At 67.7% G+C, this 12,967-nt stretch carries 12 protein-coding genes and 1 pseudogene; 5 read left to right on the top strand and 8 right to left on the bottom strand.

Features of this window, described 5'->3' with window-relative positions:
* Both DBR23_RS08635 and DBR23_RS08630 read left to right on the top strand, forming a co-directional pair.
* On the top strand, positions 1-391 hold a 391-nt coding region (locus tag DBR23_RS08635), incomplete at its 5' end, for a flavin reductase family protein (RefSeq protein ID WP_108497965.1).
* Positions 392-441: 50 nt separating this feature from the next.
* A pseudogene (locus tag DBR23_RS08630) lies at positions 442-977 on the top strand (MOSC domain-containing protein).
* Positions 978-1,017: 40 nt separating this feature from the next.
* On the opposite strand, the gene yccS reads toward DBR23_RS08630, so the two are convergent.
* From yccS to minC, 4 genes are all read right to left on the bottom strand, one after another.
* Positions 1,018-3,216, bottom strand: coding sequence for a YccS family putative transporter (gene yccS / locus DBR23_RS08625; protein ID WP_108497964.1), 2,199 nt, complete (start codon positions 3,214-3,216; stop codon positions 1,018-1,020).
* 168 nt (positions 3,217-3,384) lie between these two features.
* On the bottom strand, positions 3,385-3,651 hold the full coding sequence (minE, locus tag DBR23_RS08620) for a cell division topological specificity factor MinE (RefSeq protein WP_015011987.1): 267 nt from the start codon (positions 3,649-3,651) through the stop codon (positions 3,385-3,387).
* A gap of 2 nt (positions 3,652-3,653) precedes the next feature.
* Positions 3,654-4,469 carry a septum site-determining protein MinD gene (gene minD / locus DBR23_RS08615; protein WP_015011986.1) on the bottom strand — a complete coding sequence of 272 codons (816 nt, stop codon included), beginning with the start codon at positions 4,467-4,469 and terminating at the stop codon, positions 3,654-3,656.
* A 43-nt stretch (positions 4,470-4,512) separates the two neighbouring features.
* Positions 4,513-5,277, bottom strand: a complete 765-nt coding sequence (minC, locus tag DBR23_RS08610) for a septum site-determining protein MinC (RefSeq protein WP_108497963.1) — start codon at positions 5,275-5,277, stop codon at positions 4,513-4,515.
* 173 nt (positions 5,278-5,450) lie between these two features.
* Between minC and DBR23_RS08605 the strand changes: the two genes are divergently transcribed.
* A complete protein-coding gene (locus tag DBR23_RS08605) occupies positions 5,451-6,374 on the top strand; it encodes a DMT family transporter (RefSeq protein WP_108497962.1) in 924 nt (307 codons plus the stop codon).
* 101 nt (positions 6,375-6,475) lie between these two features.
* Here DBR23_RS08605 and DBR23_RS08600 read toward each other — a convergent pair whose 3' ends face one another.
* The gene (locus DBR23_RS08600) at positions 6,476-6,988 is read right to left on the bottom strand and encodes a hypothetical protein (protein ID WP_108497961.1); all 513 of its coding nucleotides are present in this window, start codon (positions 6,986-6,988) and stop codon (positions 6,476-6,478) included.
* Positions 6,989-7,047: 59 nt separating this feature from the next.
* Entirely contained in the window at positions 7,048-8,190 is a 1,143-nt protein-coding gene (locus tag DBR23_RS08595) for an MFS transporter (protein WP_108497966.1), read from the bottom strand.
* Between the two features lie 66 nt (positions 8,191-8,256).
* Between DBR23_RS08595 and DBR23_RS08590 the strand changes: the two genes are divergently transcribed.
* Positions 8,257-9,204, top strand: a complete 948-nt coding sequence (locus DBR23_RS08590) for a LysR substrate-binding domain-containing protein (RefSeq protein ID WP_233250345.1) — start codon at positions 8,257-8,259, stop codon at positions 9,202-9,204.
* Between the two features lie 48 nt (positions 9,205-9,252).
* Here the strand turns inward: DBR23_RS08590 and DBR23_RS08585 are convergent, their stop codons facing one another.
* Together DBR23_RS08585 and pssA are read right to left on the bottom strand one after the other, a co-directional pair.
* Entirely contained in the window at positions 9,253-10,095 is an 843-nt protein-coding gene (locus tag DBR23_RS08585; protein WP_108497960.1) for a PhzF family phenazine biosynthesis protein, read from the bottom strand.
* Between the two features lie 52 nt (positions 10,096-10,147).
* On the bottom strand, positions 10,148-10,774 hold the full coding sequence (pssA, locus tag DBR23_RS08580) for a CDP-diacylglycerol--serine O-phosphatidyltransferase (RefSeq protein ID WP_108497959.1): 627 nt from the start codon (positions 10,772-10,774) through the stop codon (positions 10,148-10,150).
* Between the two features lie 257 nt (positions 10,775-11,031).
* On the opposite strand from pssA, the gene DBR23_RS08575 reads away from it, so the two are divergent.
* Positions 11,032-12,967 (top strand): acyl-CoA synthetase (locus DBR23_RS08575; protein WP_233250343.1); only part of this gene is annotated, 1,936 nt, incomplete at its 3' end.

The following is a 12,967-nucleotide window of genomic DNA, read 5'->3' as shown; positions in this document are numbered from 1 at the left end:
GGTGGGGCTCACGGCCAGTTCGTTCAATTCGGTGTCGCTGGAGCCCCCGCTGGTGCTGTGGAGCCTGTCGCACGGCGCCAGCACCATGCCGGCGTTTGCCAACGGCTCGCACTACGCCATCCATGTGCTGGCGGCGGACCAGAAAGACCTGGCCGAACGGTTCGCCACCCGCGGCATTGACCGCTGGGCCGGCCTGGAGCACCGCCCCGGTATCAGCGGCGCGCCGCTGCTGGCCGGTGCCGCCGCCACGTTCGAATGCTTCAACCGCAGCCAGTACAAGGAGGGTGACCACACCATCTTCGTGGGCGAGGTGGAGCGCTGCGAGCACCGCGAGGGCGCATCGCCCCTGCTGTACCACGGCGGCAAGTTCTACACCGAGCACCCGCTGTGACGGCGCCCGCCATCGTCGTCCGCCACGTGAACGTTGGCACCGCCCTGCGCATGAAGGTGGGCGAGCGGTCGGTGCTCACCGCCATCGGCAAAACCTCCGTCACGGGTCCCGTGGCCGTGGGCCCGCTGGGGCTGGCGGGGGACGAGCAGGCCGACCTGAGCGTGCACGGCGGCCTGGCCAAGGCGGTATATGCCTACCCCGCCGCGCACTATGCGTTCTGGCAGGCCCAGCGCCGCGAGCGGAGCGTGAGCCTGTTCGACGAAGCGCTGCCACCGGGCTTCATGGGCGAGAACCTCACCATTGACGGCCCGCTGGAGCACGAGGTGTTTGTGGGCGACGAGTGGCATTTCCCCGACTGCGTGCTGCGCGTGGCGGCGCCGCGCGAGCCCTGCTTCAAGTTCAACGCCGTGATGGGCTTTGCCCAGGCCGGCCGCGCCATGGCGGTGGCGGGCTGCTGCGGCTACTACCTGTCGGTGGACCGGCCTGCACCATCGCCGCCGGGCAGACCGCGACGCTGGTCGCGGGGCAACGCGGGCTGAGCATTGCCCAGGCGTTTGCGGGCAAGTTCGCCAAGCACGCACGCTGACCTGGCTGCGGCACGACTCCCGCGCCGCAATCCGCCCAACCTATTCCGTGGTCACCAGCTGGCGCGCCTGCGCCTGCAGCTGCGGAAACACCTTGCCCACCAGCTGCAGCTGCGCTGCCATGAGGCTGTGCGCGCTGGGCGCTGCCGGTACCGTGCCCCACTCGCGCAGCACCTGGGCCACTGCAGGGGCGCTGTGGGTCTTGCGCACCCGGCCGGACTGCTGCGCGCGCTCCAGTTCCAGCGCCAGTTGCTGCAGGGATGCCAGCAGGCTTTGCGCCAGTTCGCGCGTGGCCTCGTCCATGGGCTGGGCCGCCGCACCGCCGCGCTGGGCACCGAGTGCCGACAGGTAGTTGAGCTGGGTGTGCGACAGGCACAGGAAATGCCCCACCACCTCGGCGTTGCCACGTACATGCAAGGGCTCCTTGAGCATGGCGCTGTACGAGTTGGACAGTGCGGCATCCGCATTGTGGGCATTGCGCCGGGCCAAGCGGTAGGCCAGGTGGTCGCACTTGCCACCCTGGTACTGCGCCAGGATCTCCCGCAGGTACAACGCTTGGGTCTGCAGCACCTGGGCGGCCAGCCGGGGCCAGTGGCGCGACTGCCACGACGGCAGCACCAGCCATGAGGCGATGGCGGCGATCATGCAGCCGACCACGGTATCGAGCAGGCGCGCGGAGATCACGCCGCTGGCCGCGCCCATCTGGTGAAAGCTGAGAAGCAACAAGGTGGTGACAGCCGCCGTAGCCAGGGTATAGCGGGTGTGCCGCGCCCCAAAAAACACAGCGCCCCCCAGCACCAGCAAGGCGGCCTGCACCAGCTCGCCCGGAAACAGCTGGATCACCGCCCACCCCAGCGCAAGCCCCATGGCAGTGCCCTTGGCGCGCTCCATCAGCCGCGTCTGCGTGGCCGCGTACTGCGGCTGGCTCACGAACACGATGGTCAGCAAGATCCAGTACCCGTGCGGGTCCGCCGTGGCCTGCATGAGCGCAAAGCCCACCATGAGGGACAGGCTCAGCCGCAAGCTGTGGCGCAGCCAGGGGGACTGCAGCTGCCAGTGCGAGCGCAGACGCACCCAGGCATCGCGCAGGCTGCGGGGCTCGCGGTCAAACAGTGCGTGGTCCACCGTCACTTCGGCGTTGCCAGCTGGCAGCGCCAGCGCACCGGCAAACACCCCGGCCAGTGCGGTCAGGTTGTCGGCCAGCGCCTGCAACGACCGCAATGCACGGGACTGGGCAGGCAGGGACGCAGCACCAACGGACTGCGGCTGGGACGCCAGGTACGCCACGGCGGCCTGCATGTCCTCAATGGCACGGGCCGTCACGCCCCAGTGCTGGGGCACCGTCTGCGCCTCGATGGCCACCGACAGCTTGAGCGCCTGTTCGCCCAGCAGCGTGAGCACGCGCTGGCAGCGGTACAGCACGTCGCTGTGAAAGAACGACTGGGCCAGCAGGTCGTAATGCTCGTGGGACGAACTCACGCGCTCGTGCACGTCCTGCGCCGCCAGGTACTGGTGCATGGCCGTTTGCAGCCACAGCGGGGGTGCGCCCGCACCCATGCGGCTGATCAGGCTCTCTTTGGTGGCATTGAGGGCGTCCACCACGCGGCCGTTGTGCAGCGCCAGCGCCATGCGGCGGCGTTCCAGGTCCACATCGCGCACCGGCTCCAGCAACAGCGCCTTCAGGCGCAGGTATTCGCCCAGCATGGCGTAGAGCTTGGCCAGGCGGTAACGCACTGGCGCGCGCGGCAGCACGGCATGCCACAGCACCGACACCACGCCGTACCAGGCTGCGCCCGCCAGCATGCGGGGGATGGCGTCACCCGCGTCCGCACGGCTGCTGTGGGCGGCCAGCCCCGCATAGATGAACAGGATGAGCGACCCAAAGGCAATGGCGCGGTAGCGCTCGCTCAGCGCCCCCAGCATGGTGATGCCAAAGGCCAGCAGCGCCATCACCCCCATCAGCACCCAGGGCCAGGACACCGCCGCCCAGACGGCCCCGGCCATGAGACCAAAACACGCCAGCGCCAGGCACTGCGCCCGCAGGCGCCCGCGCCAGCTGTCATCGGTTTCGGTGAGTGCGCTGGCGATCACGCCCAGCAGCACGGGCATCAGCTCAGCCTGCCAGTCGGCCCACCAGCCAAAGGCCAGCACGGCAACCAGGGCGACCAAGGCACGCGCGCCGCGCGTGACGCCCTCATGGTTGCGTGCACGCTGCCAGCTGAGTTTCCAGGTTGTGTCCACAGGAGCCTTGTTGCCGAAAAATTAGGGATTACCCTAGTACATCTAGCAATTGTCAGGCCAAATCAGGTCCCACCAGCCCAAAAAAGAAACCCTGCCGCGCAGGGTTGCGGGGCAGGGGCTGGGGCGCAGGGGCGCGACGGGAGTGCGCGGCCCGGTGGCCGTGGCGGTCTATCGCACGGTATCGGGCAGCTCGATCTTGACTTCCAGCACTTCCAGGTTGTCCTGGCGCTCCAGGTGCACCTTGAGGTCGTCGGGGTTGATCTTGACGTACTTGGAGATCACCGCCACCAGCTCGCGCTGCAGTGCGGGCAGGTAGTCGGGCTCGGACGCATTGCGGCCGTTGCGCTCGTGCGCCAGGATGATCTGCAGCCGCTCCTTGGCGACGCTGGCGGTTTTTTTCTTCTCGCCGAGAAGGAAGGACAGAAAAGAAGCCATGGCTACTTGCTCCCGAACAGGCGTTTGAAGAAGCCGGGCTTTTCGGCGTCAATGAAACGCAGCGGCTTGTCCTGCCCCAGGAAGCGGTCGATCACATCCTTGTACGCCTCGCTCACATCGCTGCCCTGCGCGTGGATGGCGGGCGTGCCCTGGTTGGACGACTGCAGCACCACTTCGGATTCGGGAATCACGCCGATCAGCTTGATGCGCAGGATGTCCTGGATGTCCTCCAGGCTCAGCATCTGGCCGTCCTGCACGCGGCTGGGGTTGTAGCGCGTGATGAGCAGGTGTTCCTTGATCGGCTCTCCGCCTTCAATGGCGCGCTTGGTCTTGCTGCCCAGCATGCCCAGGATACGGTCGGAGTCGCGCACGCTGGAGACTTCGGGGTTGGTCACCAGCAGCGCCTCGTCGGCAAAATGCATGGCCATCAGCGCGCCGCTTTCGATGCCGGCAGGCGAGTCGCAGACGATGTACTCAAAGTCCATCGCGGCCAGGTCCTTGAGGACCTTCTCGACGCCGTCTTGCGTGAGCGCGTCCTTGTCGCGCGTCTGGCTGGCGGCCAGCACAAACAGGTTGTCGCACTGCTTGTCCTTGATGAGCGCCTGGTTCAGGTTGGCCTCGCCCTGGATCACGTTGATGAGGTCGTACACCACGCGGCGTTCGCAGCCCATGATGAGGTCCAGGTTGCGCAGGCCGACGTCAAAGTCGATCACGGCAGTCTTGTGGCCGCGCAGGGCGAGGCCGGTGGCAAAGCTGGCGCTGGTGGTGGTCTTGCCCACGCCACCTTTGCCGGAGGTCACGACGACGATTTTGGCCATGTGTTGCTGATTCTCTGTGGGTTGGTACGAATGAAATGGGGGCTCAGGCGAGCGGCTCGATCAGGAGCTTCTCGCCTTCCAGGCGCACCTGGGCCGGCTTGCCGCGCACCTCGGCGGGCAGCTCGGTCTCGGTGGTGCGGTAGATGCCTGCGATGGAGACCAGCTGCGGCTCCAGGCAGGTCGAAAAGATACGGGCTTCGGTGTTGCCCCGTGCACCGGCAATCGCGCGGCCACGCAGCGGGGCATAGACGTGGATGTTGCCATCGGCAATCACCTCGGCGCCAAAGCTCACCACGGCCATCACCACCAGATCGGCGCCACGCGCATACACCTGCTGGCCGGAGCGCAAGGGCTTGTCCACCACCACGGTGCCGGGGCCGGGCATGGGCACTTCGCGTACCACTTCCACCTCGACCTCTCGGATCACCTCGCGCACCACTTCCTGCACCGGCGTGGGCGCCTCGGCACGCGCGGGGGGTGCATCGGGCGCTGCGGCCAGGCCTGCAGCACGCGCTGCCTCCATCTGGGCGGGGCTGCCGCCGCGCACGGCCACAGGCAGGGTGTTGTGCTGGCGCAGCGCGGCTGCGATGGCGGCAAAGTCGATGGGCGCTTCGGCCTCACGCACGGGCGCCAGGTCGATCAATACAGGGTCGTTGTCAAAAAAGCCCGGGGCATCGGCCACGCGCTCGGCCAGGTCGGCTACGAACTGGGCGGCGTCGGTGGTCTTGAGCAACACCGCCACCACTGGCAGCGAGGCGCTCTTGAGGTCAAAGCTGGAGCGGGACTGCGCCGCCGTCGTAAGGGCCATGAGGGGGGATAGGAAAAAGGAGCGCGGTAACCTGTTTCAGAAGGCGCAAAGTGTACCGTGGGCCTGTGTAAGCGTCCGTATGCGCTTTTTCGGCATTCACAGCGGACTGCAAGAAGGCCAGCGGATGCACCCAGGCGACCGGCAGACCCACCGCGCCCTTTGATAATGCGCCGATGCCTTCCACCCGCAAAACACACATCGACGCCCTGGCTGTCTCCCTGCTGCTCGCCTGCTGCATGTTCTGGGGCTTCCAGCAGGTGCTGGTCAAGGCCACAGTGGCTGAGGTGGCGCCCGTGTTCCAGGCCTTTGTGCGCTTTGCGCTGGCCACGGTCGCGGTGGCGGCGTGGTGCTTGTGGCGTGGTGTAGGCCTTTCCGGCGCGGGCGAGCCCGCCGGGGCCACGCGTGCAGGACTGCTGGCGGGGGCGTTGTTTGCCGGCGAGTTTGCGTGCATCTACCTGGGGCTGCAGTACACCACCGCCTCGCGGCTCACGGTGTTTTTGTATGCATCGCCCTTCTGGGTGGCACTGCTGCTGCCGCGTTTCATCCCCGGTGAGCGCCTGCAGGGCTGGCAGTGGCTGGGCTTGGCGGCGGCATTTGTGGGCGTGGGGCTGGCACTGGGCGACGGGCTGCTGGGCCATGCCAGCACGGCGCTGCCCAAAGGCTGGCTGGGAGATCTTCTGGGACTGGCTGCGGGCCTGATGTGGGCGCTGACCACGGTGGTCATCCGCACCACGCCGCTGGCGCGTGTGGCCCCCGCCAAGCAGCTTTTCTATCAAGTGGCGGTGAGCACGGCGGTATTGCCAGTGCTGTCGCTGGGCCTGGGCGAGGCGTGGGTCTGGCAGTTCAGCGGCTTTGCCTGGGGTTCGCTGCTGGTGCAGGCGCTGGTGGGGGCGTTTGTGAGCTACCTCGCCTGGATGTGGATGCTGGCGCACTACCCGGCCACCAAGATCTCGGTGTTCGTTTTCCTCACGCCGGTGTTTGCGCTGCTGTTTGGCGCGCTGTGGCTGGGTGAGCCCGTGACGCCCGGGCTGGTGGCGGCACTGGTGCTGGTGGCGGCGGGCATCGTGCTGGTGAATCGGCGGCCTGTGGTCGCGTAGTAACCGTAACAAAAGAGATTCATAAAAACACCGCCTAGCGCCTGACCAGCAAGCGCTTACAGCTTCAATTTTAATAGCAATTCGTGTGCTGGCAGGTATCGTCAGCCAACCCGACTCAGTGCATACCGCGTATCCAGCAACACCTGAATGCGCGCACCCAGCGCGGCGCCTTCATCGTCCTCCAGCCGTGTGAACTGCTGGGTCCAAGCCTCAGATTGCGCAAAATTCGGGAACCGGGGCGGTTCGCCCCACAGCCAGTCCGGGTGCGTGGCCCTGGGGCTTCGTCCAAACACATGCAGGTGCATCTTGCGGTGCAGCGCGGGGGTTTTCGGCCCCTGGGGATGGGCCAGCGGGTTCGGCGCGTTGTTGCCCGCCTCCCAGTAGTTCAGGCAGCCTCCGGCGAGCTGCGGCAAGGTGTCGAGCATGGCCCGGCCCGTTGCGGCCACCAGGCATGACCAATGTGCCAGCTCTTCGGGCGTCAGCTCGCTGCGTTCCCAGACGGGGCGCGGCGGGTGCACCAGCACATGCCCGCCATCGCTGCGGTGGTTCATGGGCCGCGCGGGCAGGTCGACCGTGCCACCAGCACAGCGGATCAATGTGGTGTGGATGTCCAAGGGGAGTTCTCCAAAAAAAGAGGATTTGTGAGAAAAAGCGATGGTCGATGCGCAGACGATCAATCGCCGCGCGGCGCCCAGCAGGCGATGGCCGTGGCCGACAGCAGCAAGGCTGCGACGCCATACACCCAGGCGGACGGCGCAATGGGCAGCAGCACACCCGCCAGCACCGGGCCTGCACCAGCGCCCAGGTCTCGCCAGACCGACCGCGTCGCCAGCGCCTGGATGCGCCCCGGTCCCGGTGTGCGGCGCGCGACCAGCGGCGGCAACAGGGGTAGCAGCAGGGCTCGCAAAATCACGATGGTCAGTGCGCTGGTCCACAGCCACCCCAGGCCAAAACCCACCAGGGCCAGCGACGTGAGCACCGCAAAACCCACGAGCAGCACTTCGGCGCCATAGCGCTCGGCCAGGTCGCCACCCACCACACTCAGCGCGATCTCGGCCAGATAGCGGACCGACAGCAGCATCCCCGCCACAACCACCGGATGGCCCGACAGCACATCGCGGCCCAGGTACGACAGGCCGATGATGAACAGGCCGTCCAGCACCAACCCCTCAACGAACGAAAAGCGGTCCAGGCGACCCGGCAACTTGCCCCAGCGCTTGGGCGGTGGCGGCAGAGCATGCGGCTGGGCGGGCAAATGCCGCGTGGCCAGCAAGGCGCACAACGCGACGGCGGCAAACACCCAGAAGATCGCCCGGGGCCCCCACCACAGCGCGCAGACACCCCCCGCAGGCAGGGCCAGCATGGGCCCCAGCGCTGAAAAGGCGCGCGACTGCCCGGCGCGGCGCGCAGCGCCCACAGGCTCGGCCGTGGCCAGCGCCTGCGTCGCGAGGTTCAGCGCCGCAAAGGCCAGGCCCCAAAGCAGCCGCAGGCCCAACAAGGCGATGAAGCCGCTGAGGGTAGCGTACCCCAGCGCGCACGCGGCGGCGGCCAGCACGGCCAGCGAGCAGGTGAGGCGCTCGCCATGGCGGGCATAGAACCGCGCCACCGCCCCGTAGCCCGCAATGCGCACGAGGCGATTTGCGGCCAGCAGAATGCCCGCTTCAAACAGGGTGACGCCAAACGCCGGGGCAAACATCGGCAGCAGCAGGTAGAGCACCGTATCCCCGGGGAGTGACAGGCCCAGCGCCAAGGCGGCGCGGCGCGAGTGGAGGTCTGGGGCAGAGGGAGTGGCTGAAGGCTGTGGCATGGCCCGCATGGTGCGCGGCGGTGCCCGGCGCGACAAACGATATTGCTGCGCCCCATGCGTGACAAAATTGCACGCATGTCACCCCGCCTGCCCCCGCTGAACGCCGTCCGCGCCTTTGTGGCGGCGGCGCGGCACCAGAGCTTTACCCACGCCGCGCTGGAGCTGCACGTCACCCACAGCGCCATCAGTCGCCAGATCAAGGCGCTGGAGGCCCACCTGGGCGTGGACCTGTTCGAGCGCAAGACGCGGCAGGTGCTGCTCACGGCGGCAGGGCATCAGTTTCACGCGCAGGTCGGGCCTGCACTCGCGCAGATCGGCGCCGCTGCCCAGTCGCTGCGGGGCGATGCCGGGCTGCGCAGCGTCAAGATCAACGTGCGGCCCAGCTTTGCGGTGCGGTGGCTGATCCCTCGGCTGCCTGGTTTTGTGGCCCAGCATCCGGACATTGAGCCCCAGGTCATCACCAGCACGCTGGCGCCAGACCATGCCACCGAGACCTTCGACCTGGCCCTGCGGCGCGGCCCACGCGGTTGGCCGCCGGGCATGCAGGTGCAGCCGTTTCTGGAGGACGAGGCGCTGGTGGTGGGGTCGCCGGCGCTGTTCGCCCAGCGCCCGGTGGCGCAGCCCGAGGCGCTGTCGGCCCATGTGCTGCTGCTGTCCAAATCGCGCAGCAAGGACTGGGAAAGCTGGAAGAAGCTGGTGAACGCGCCAAGGCTCCAGCCCGCCAGCTGCCTGCAGTTTGACCACCTGCACTTTGTGCTGCAGGCCGCCGTGGATGGGCTGGGTTTTGCGGTGGCCCCGGTGTCGCTGATTGCCCACGACCTGGCCTCGGGGCGGCTGGTGTCGCCCCTGCCCAGCTTGCGGCTGCCGCTGACGCGGCACTACTTCGGCACGGCCCCGGACCCGTCGCCGGAGACGCTGTGTCTGGTGCAATGGCTTCGGCAAGAGATGGACGCGCTGCCAGGTGCGCTGCCGCCGTCAGGGCCGGGGCGCACAGCGCAACATTCAATTCAAAACAAGCCCTAGCGCTTTACCATCAAGCGATAAAAGCTATATTATTTGTAGCAAAAAGCGTTATTCGCCGTCGCTCATCCACCGTGCCGTGCCCGACACGCGGATGGAGCTGCCCGCCACCGGCCCTATCTCGGCGCGCAGGCGCGAGCGCATGCCCATGTCCTCGCCCTGTACCACATCGATGGCGCCGCCATGCGGCCAGCCCAGGTCGCGCAGGTAGCCCGCCAGTGCGGCCGTGGCGGCGCCCGTGGCCGGGTCTTCCAGCACGCCGCCCGAGGCAAAGGCATTGCGGGTGTGCAGCAGCCGGTCCGACTCCACCCACACCAGCACGATGGTCACCAGCTTGGCGTTCACCATCAGCGTGCGGCCGGCGTCCAGCGCGTAGTGCATGGCCGCCAGCGCCGCACGGCTGCGCAGGGCCAGCACCAAGTGGTCGGCACCGCCATGGATGAGCGCGGGCGGGATGCGCGGGTCCAAATCGGCCGCGCTGAGGCCAAAAAGGGCCAGCGCGTCGGCCAGCAACGTGGCAGGCACAGGCCCGCTGCGCGTGGGGGGCGACTGCAGCGCCGCCTGCACCAGATCGCCCTGGCGGCGGCCTTCGACCGTGATCTCGGCCTGGCTCAGCGACAGCGCAAACACGCCGTCACCCTCGCGCTGCGCCAGTGCGGCGCCCAGGGCAATGGTGGCGTGGCCACAAAAAGGCACCTCGCTCTCGGGCGAAAAGTAGCGCACCTTCCAGCGGCCATCGTCCAGTGGGGCGGCAAACGCGGTTTCAGAAAAGCCGACCTCGGCAGCGATGCGCTGCATGTCGACGGGGGCGGGCAACTCGTCACCGATCCACACACCGGCGGGGTTGCCGCCCCGTGTGCCGTCGGAAAACGCTGCGATTTTTTGGAGCGCCATGGTGTTCAACATCCAGAACGACAGGACAGGAGATGGCAGGGCAGCCAGTGGCTCAGAGCTTGGGAATGCGAATCCGGCTGATCATCAACGAGCCCGACACCGCAAACAGCAGCACCAGCGGGTGCAGCGTAAAGCCGCCAATGATTACCTTGCCAAACCACAGGCTCTCGCGCACAGCGCCCAGGTAGGCGGCCAGGGCCATCAACGCCACCAGCATGATCGAGGTGGGAATCGGCGTGCCTTCAAAGTATTTGACCTTGCCGTCGTCGCCCGACAGGGTTTCGGCCGTGACGTTGTAGCGCGCCAGGCGCGACACGCCACAGGCCACGAAGTAGGCCAGCACGATGCGGTCATACAGGCCCTGCATGCCGCAGCCGTAGGCAATGATGGCGGGCGCTACGCCGAAGGAGATCACGTCGGCCAATGAATCCAGCTCGCGGCCCATGGCTGAACTCTTCTGGCGCCAGCGCGCGATGCGGCCGTCCAGCACATCAAAGATCAGCGCGGCCAGCACCAGGGCGCACGCAAAGTACACATGCAGCACGTCGTTCGTTTCCAGGTACGACATGACCGAGAACAGCGCGCCCACGCCGCAGACCGCATTGCCCAGCGTGAACCAGTCGGCGAGGTGGAACTCACGGATCATCGAAAAACGTTTGGGCGGCTGCGGAGTGTTCATGGAGGGAAGGCGCGCGGCGGGGCGCGCAGTGGCAATCAACAAGGTCCATTATGGGTGTGCCGCAGCACCACCCGGCGCTGAGAGCTTGCGGACGGTCTCGCAGGGGGTCCTGAACCCTCTCTGACATCTGCGTGACTGCTTTTGCGCCGGTACACAGACAGACTGTGGCCACGCGGCGGGCGCGGGCGGGTAGGACGATGCCGCATCCGCCCCCCGCCGGTGACCGACCCGCAGCCCCATCAGACCCGAGACCCGCCATGCGCCTTCCACAGATGCCCCCGCTCCACACGCCTTTCTCCCCCGGTGCCCCGGTGCGCAGCCTGCAGGATGTAGAACGGCATGAAGCCCGCCCTCTGGCTGAAGCGCTGCCAGTGCAAAGCACCTACGAAATCTTTGTGAATTCGGCGGCGGCGTTTGGCGACAAGACGGCGCTGAGCTTTTTGCCCACGGCCGACCCCGCAGACGAACCCATCCGCTGGTCGTATGCGCAGCTGCTTACCGGCATCCACCAGACGGCCAACCTGCTGCACCACCTGGGGGTGGGCCCCGAGGATGCCGTGGCCGTGCTGCTGCCTGGCTGCCTGGAATACCACCTGGCCCTGTGGGGCGGCGAGGCGGCGGGCATTGTGCAGCCGCTCAACCCCATGCTCACCGACGAGAAGATCGCGGCCATGATGACCCTGGCCCGCGCCAAGGTGCTGGTTGCCTATGGCGGCGAAGGTGATGTGGGCTACTGGAGCAAGGCGCTGCGCCTGCGCGCCCTGGTGCCCACGCTGACCACCGTGCTGCGCGTAGCCCCGCACGATGAGGCACCGGGTGCAACAACCGCCCTGCCCGCTGGCGTGGTGGACCTGGCCGCGCGCCACCAGCACCCGGGCGACCACCTGGTGAGCGGCCGCCGCATTGTGGCCACTGACATCGCCGCGTACTTTCACACCGGCGGCACCACGGGTGCGCCCAAGCTGGCGCGCCACAGCCACGGCGCGCAGGTGTTCACCGCCTGGGGCAGCGTGCAGATGCAGGGCATCACGCCGCAGGATGTGGGCATCAACGGCTACCCGCTGTTCCATGTGGCAGGCGTGCTGCCGGGCTCGCTCGCGGCGCTGTCGGCAGGCGTGGAGACCATCATCCCCACCACCGGCCTGTTCCGCAACCGCGAGGTGATTGCCAACTACTGGCGGCTGGTGGAGCGCTACCGCTGCACCTACCTGTCGGCCGTGCCCACGGTGCTGGCGGCGCTGGCCAATGTGCCGCTGGGCGGCGCCGATATCTCCACGCTGCGTTACTGCCGCACGGGTGCGGCCATCCTCGCGCCCGAGCTGGCGGCGCGGTTTGAGCGCCTGTTTGGCCTGCACATCCACGAAAGTCTGGGCATGACGGAGATGGCGGGCATCTCCACCATCACCCCGCCGGGCGTGCGCGCGCCCGCAGGCTGCGTGGGCTGGCGGTTGCCCTACACGCAGCTGCGCGTGGTGGCGCTGGATGCGCAGGGCAATGCGTCCGACCAGGACCTGCCACCCGGCCAGCCGGGCATGGTGCTTTTCCAGTCGCCCAACCTGTTCTCGGGTTTTCTCGACGCGGCCGACACGGCCAAGGCGTTTACCCACGATGGCTGGCTGGCCACCGGCGACCTCGGCTTTGTGGACGACCAGGGTCGCCTGCACCTGAGCGGTCGTTCCAAGGACCTCATCATCCGCAGCGGCCACAACATCGACCCCAAGGTGATCGAAGACGCGCTGGGCGCCCACCCCGCCGTGCAGCTGTGCGCCGCCGTGGGTGCGCCCGACGCCTATGCGGGCGAGCTGCCCGTGGTCTACGCCACGTTGGTGCCCGGTGCACAGGCGACCGAGGCCGAACTGCTGGCCTTCACCGCCGAACGCGTGGACGAGGCCGTGGCCCGCCCGCGCTGGGTGCAGGTGCTGGAGACCATGCCCGTAACGAACGTGGGCAAGATCTACAAGCCCGAGCTGCGCCAGCGCGCGGCCTGCCACACGGTGCAAGCGCTGGTCGATGGGGTGTGCGGACCAGTCACGAACGGCCTCCGTCCCCAGGTGCAGCCCGAAGGCGACAACGCGGTGCATGTGGCTGTGGCCCCCTGCGCACACGCTGGTGGACATGATCGAGCGCTCGGGCTGCGACATGGTCATCATCGGTGCCAAGGGGCAGGGCGCCATCACCAGCGCGCTGCTCGGG

The organism is Acidovorax sp. HMWF018, from assembly GCF_003061035.1.
Taxonomy (GTDB): domain Bacteria; phylum Pseudomonadota; class Gammaproteobacteria; order Burkholderiales; family Burkholderiaceae_C; genus Acidovorax; species Acidovorax delafieldii.
This window is presented reverse-complemented; position numbering and strand designations above follow the sequence as displayed.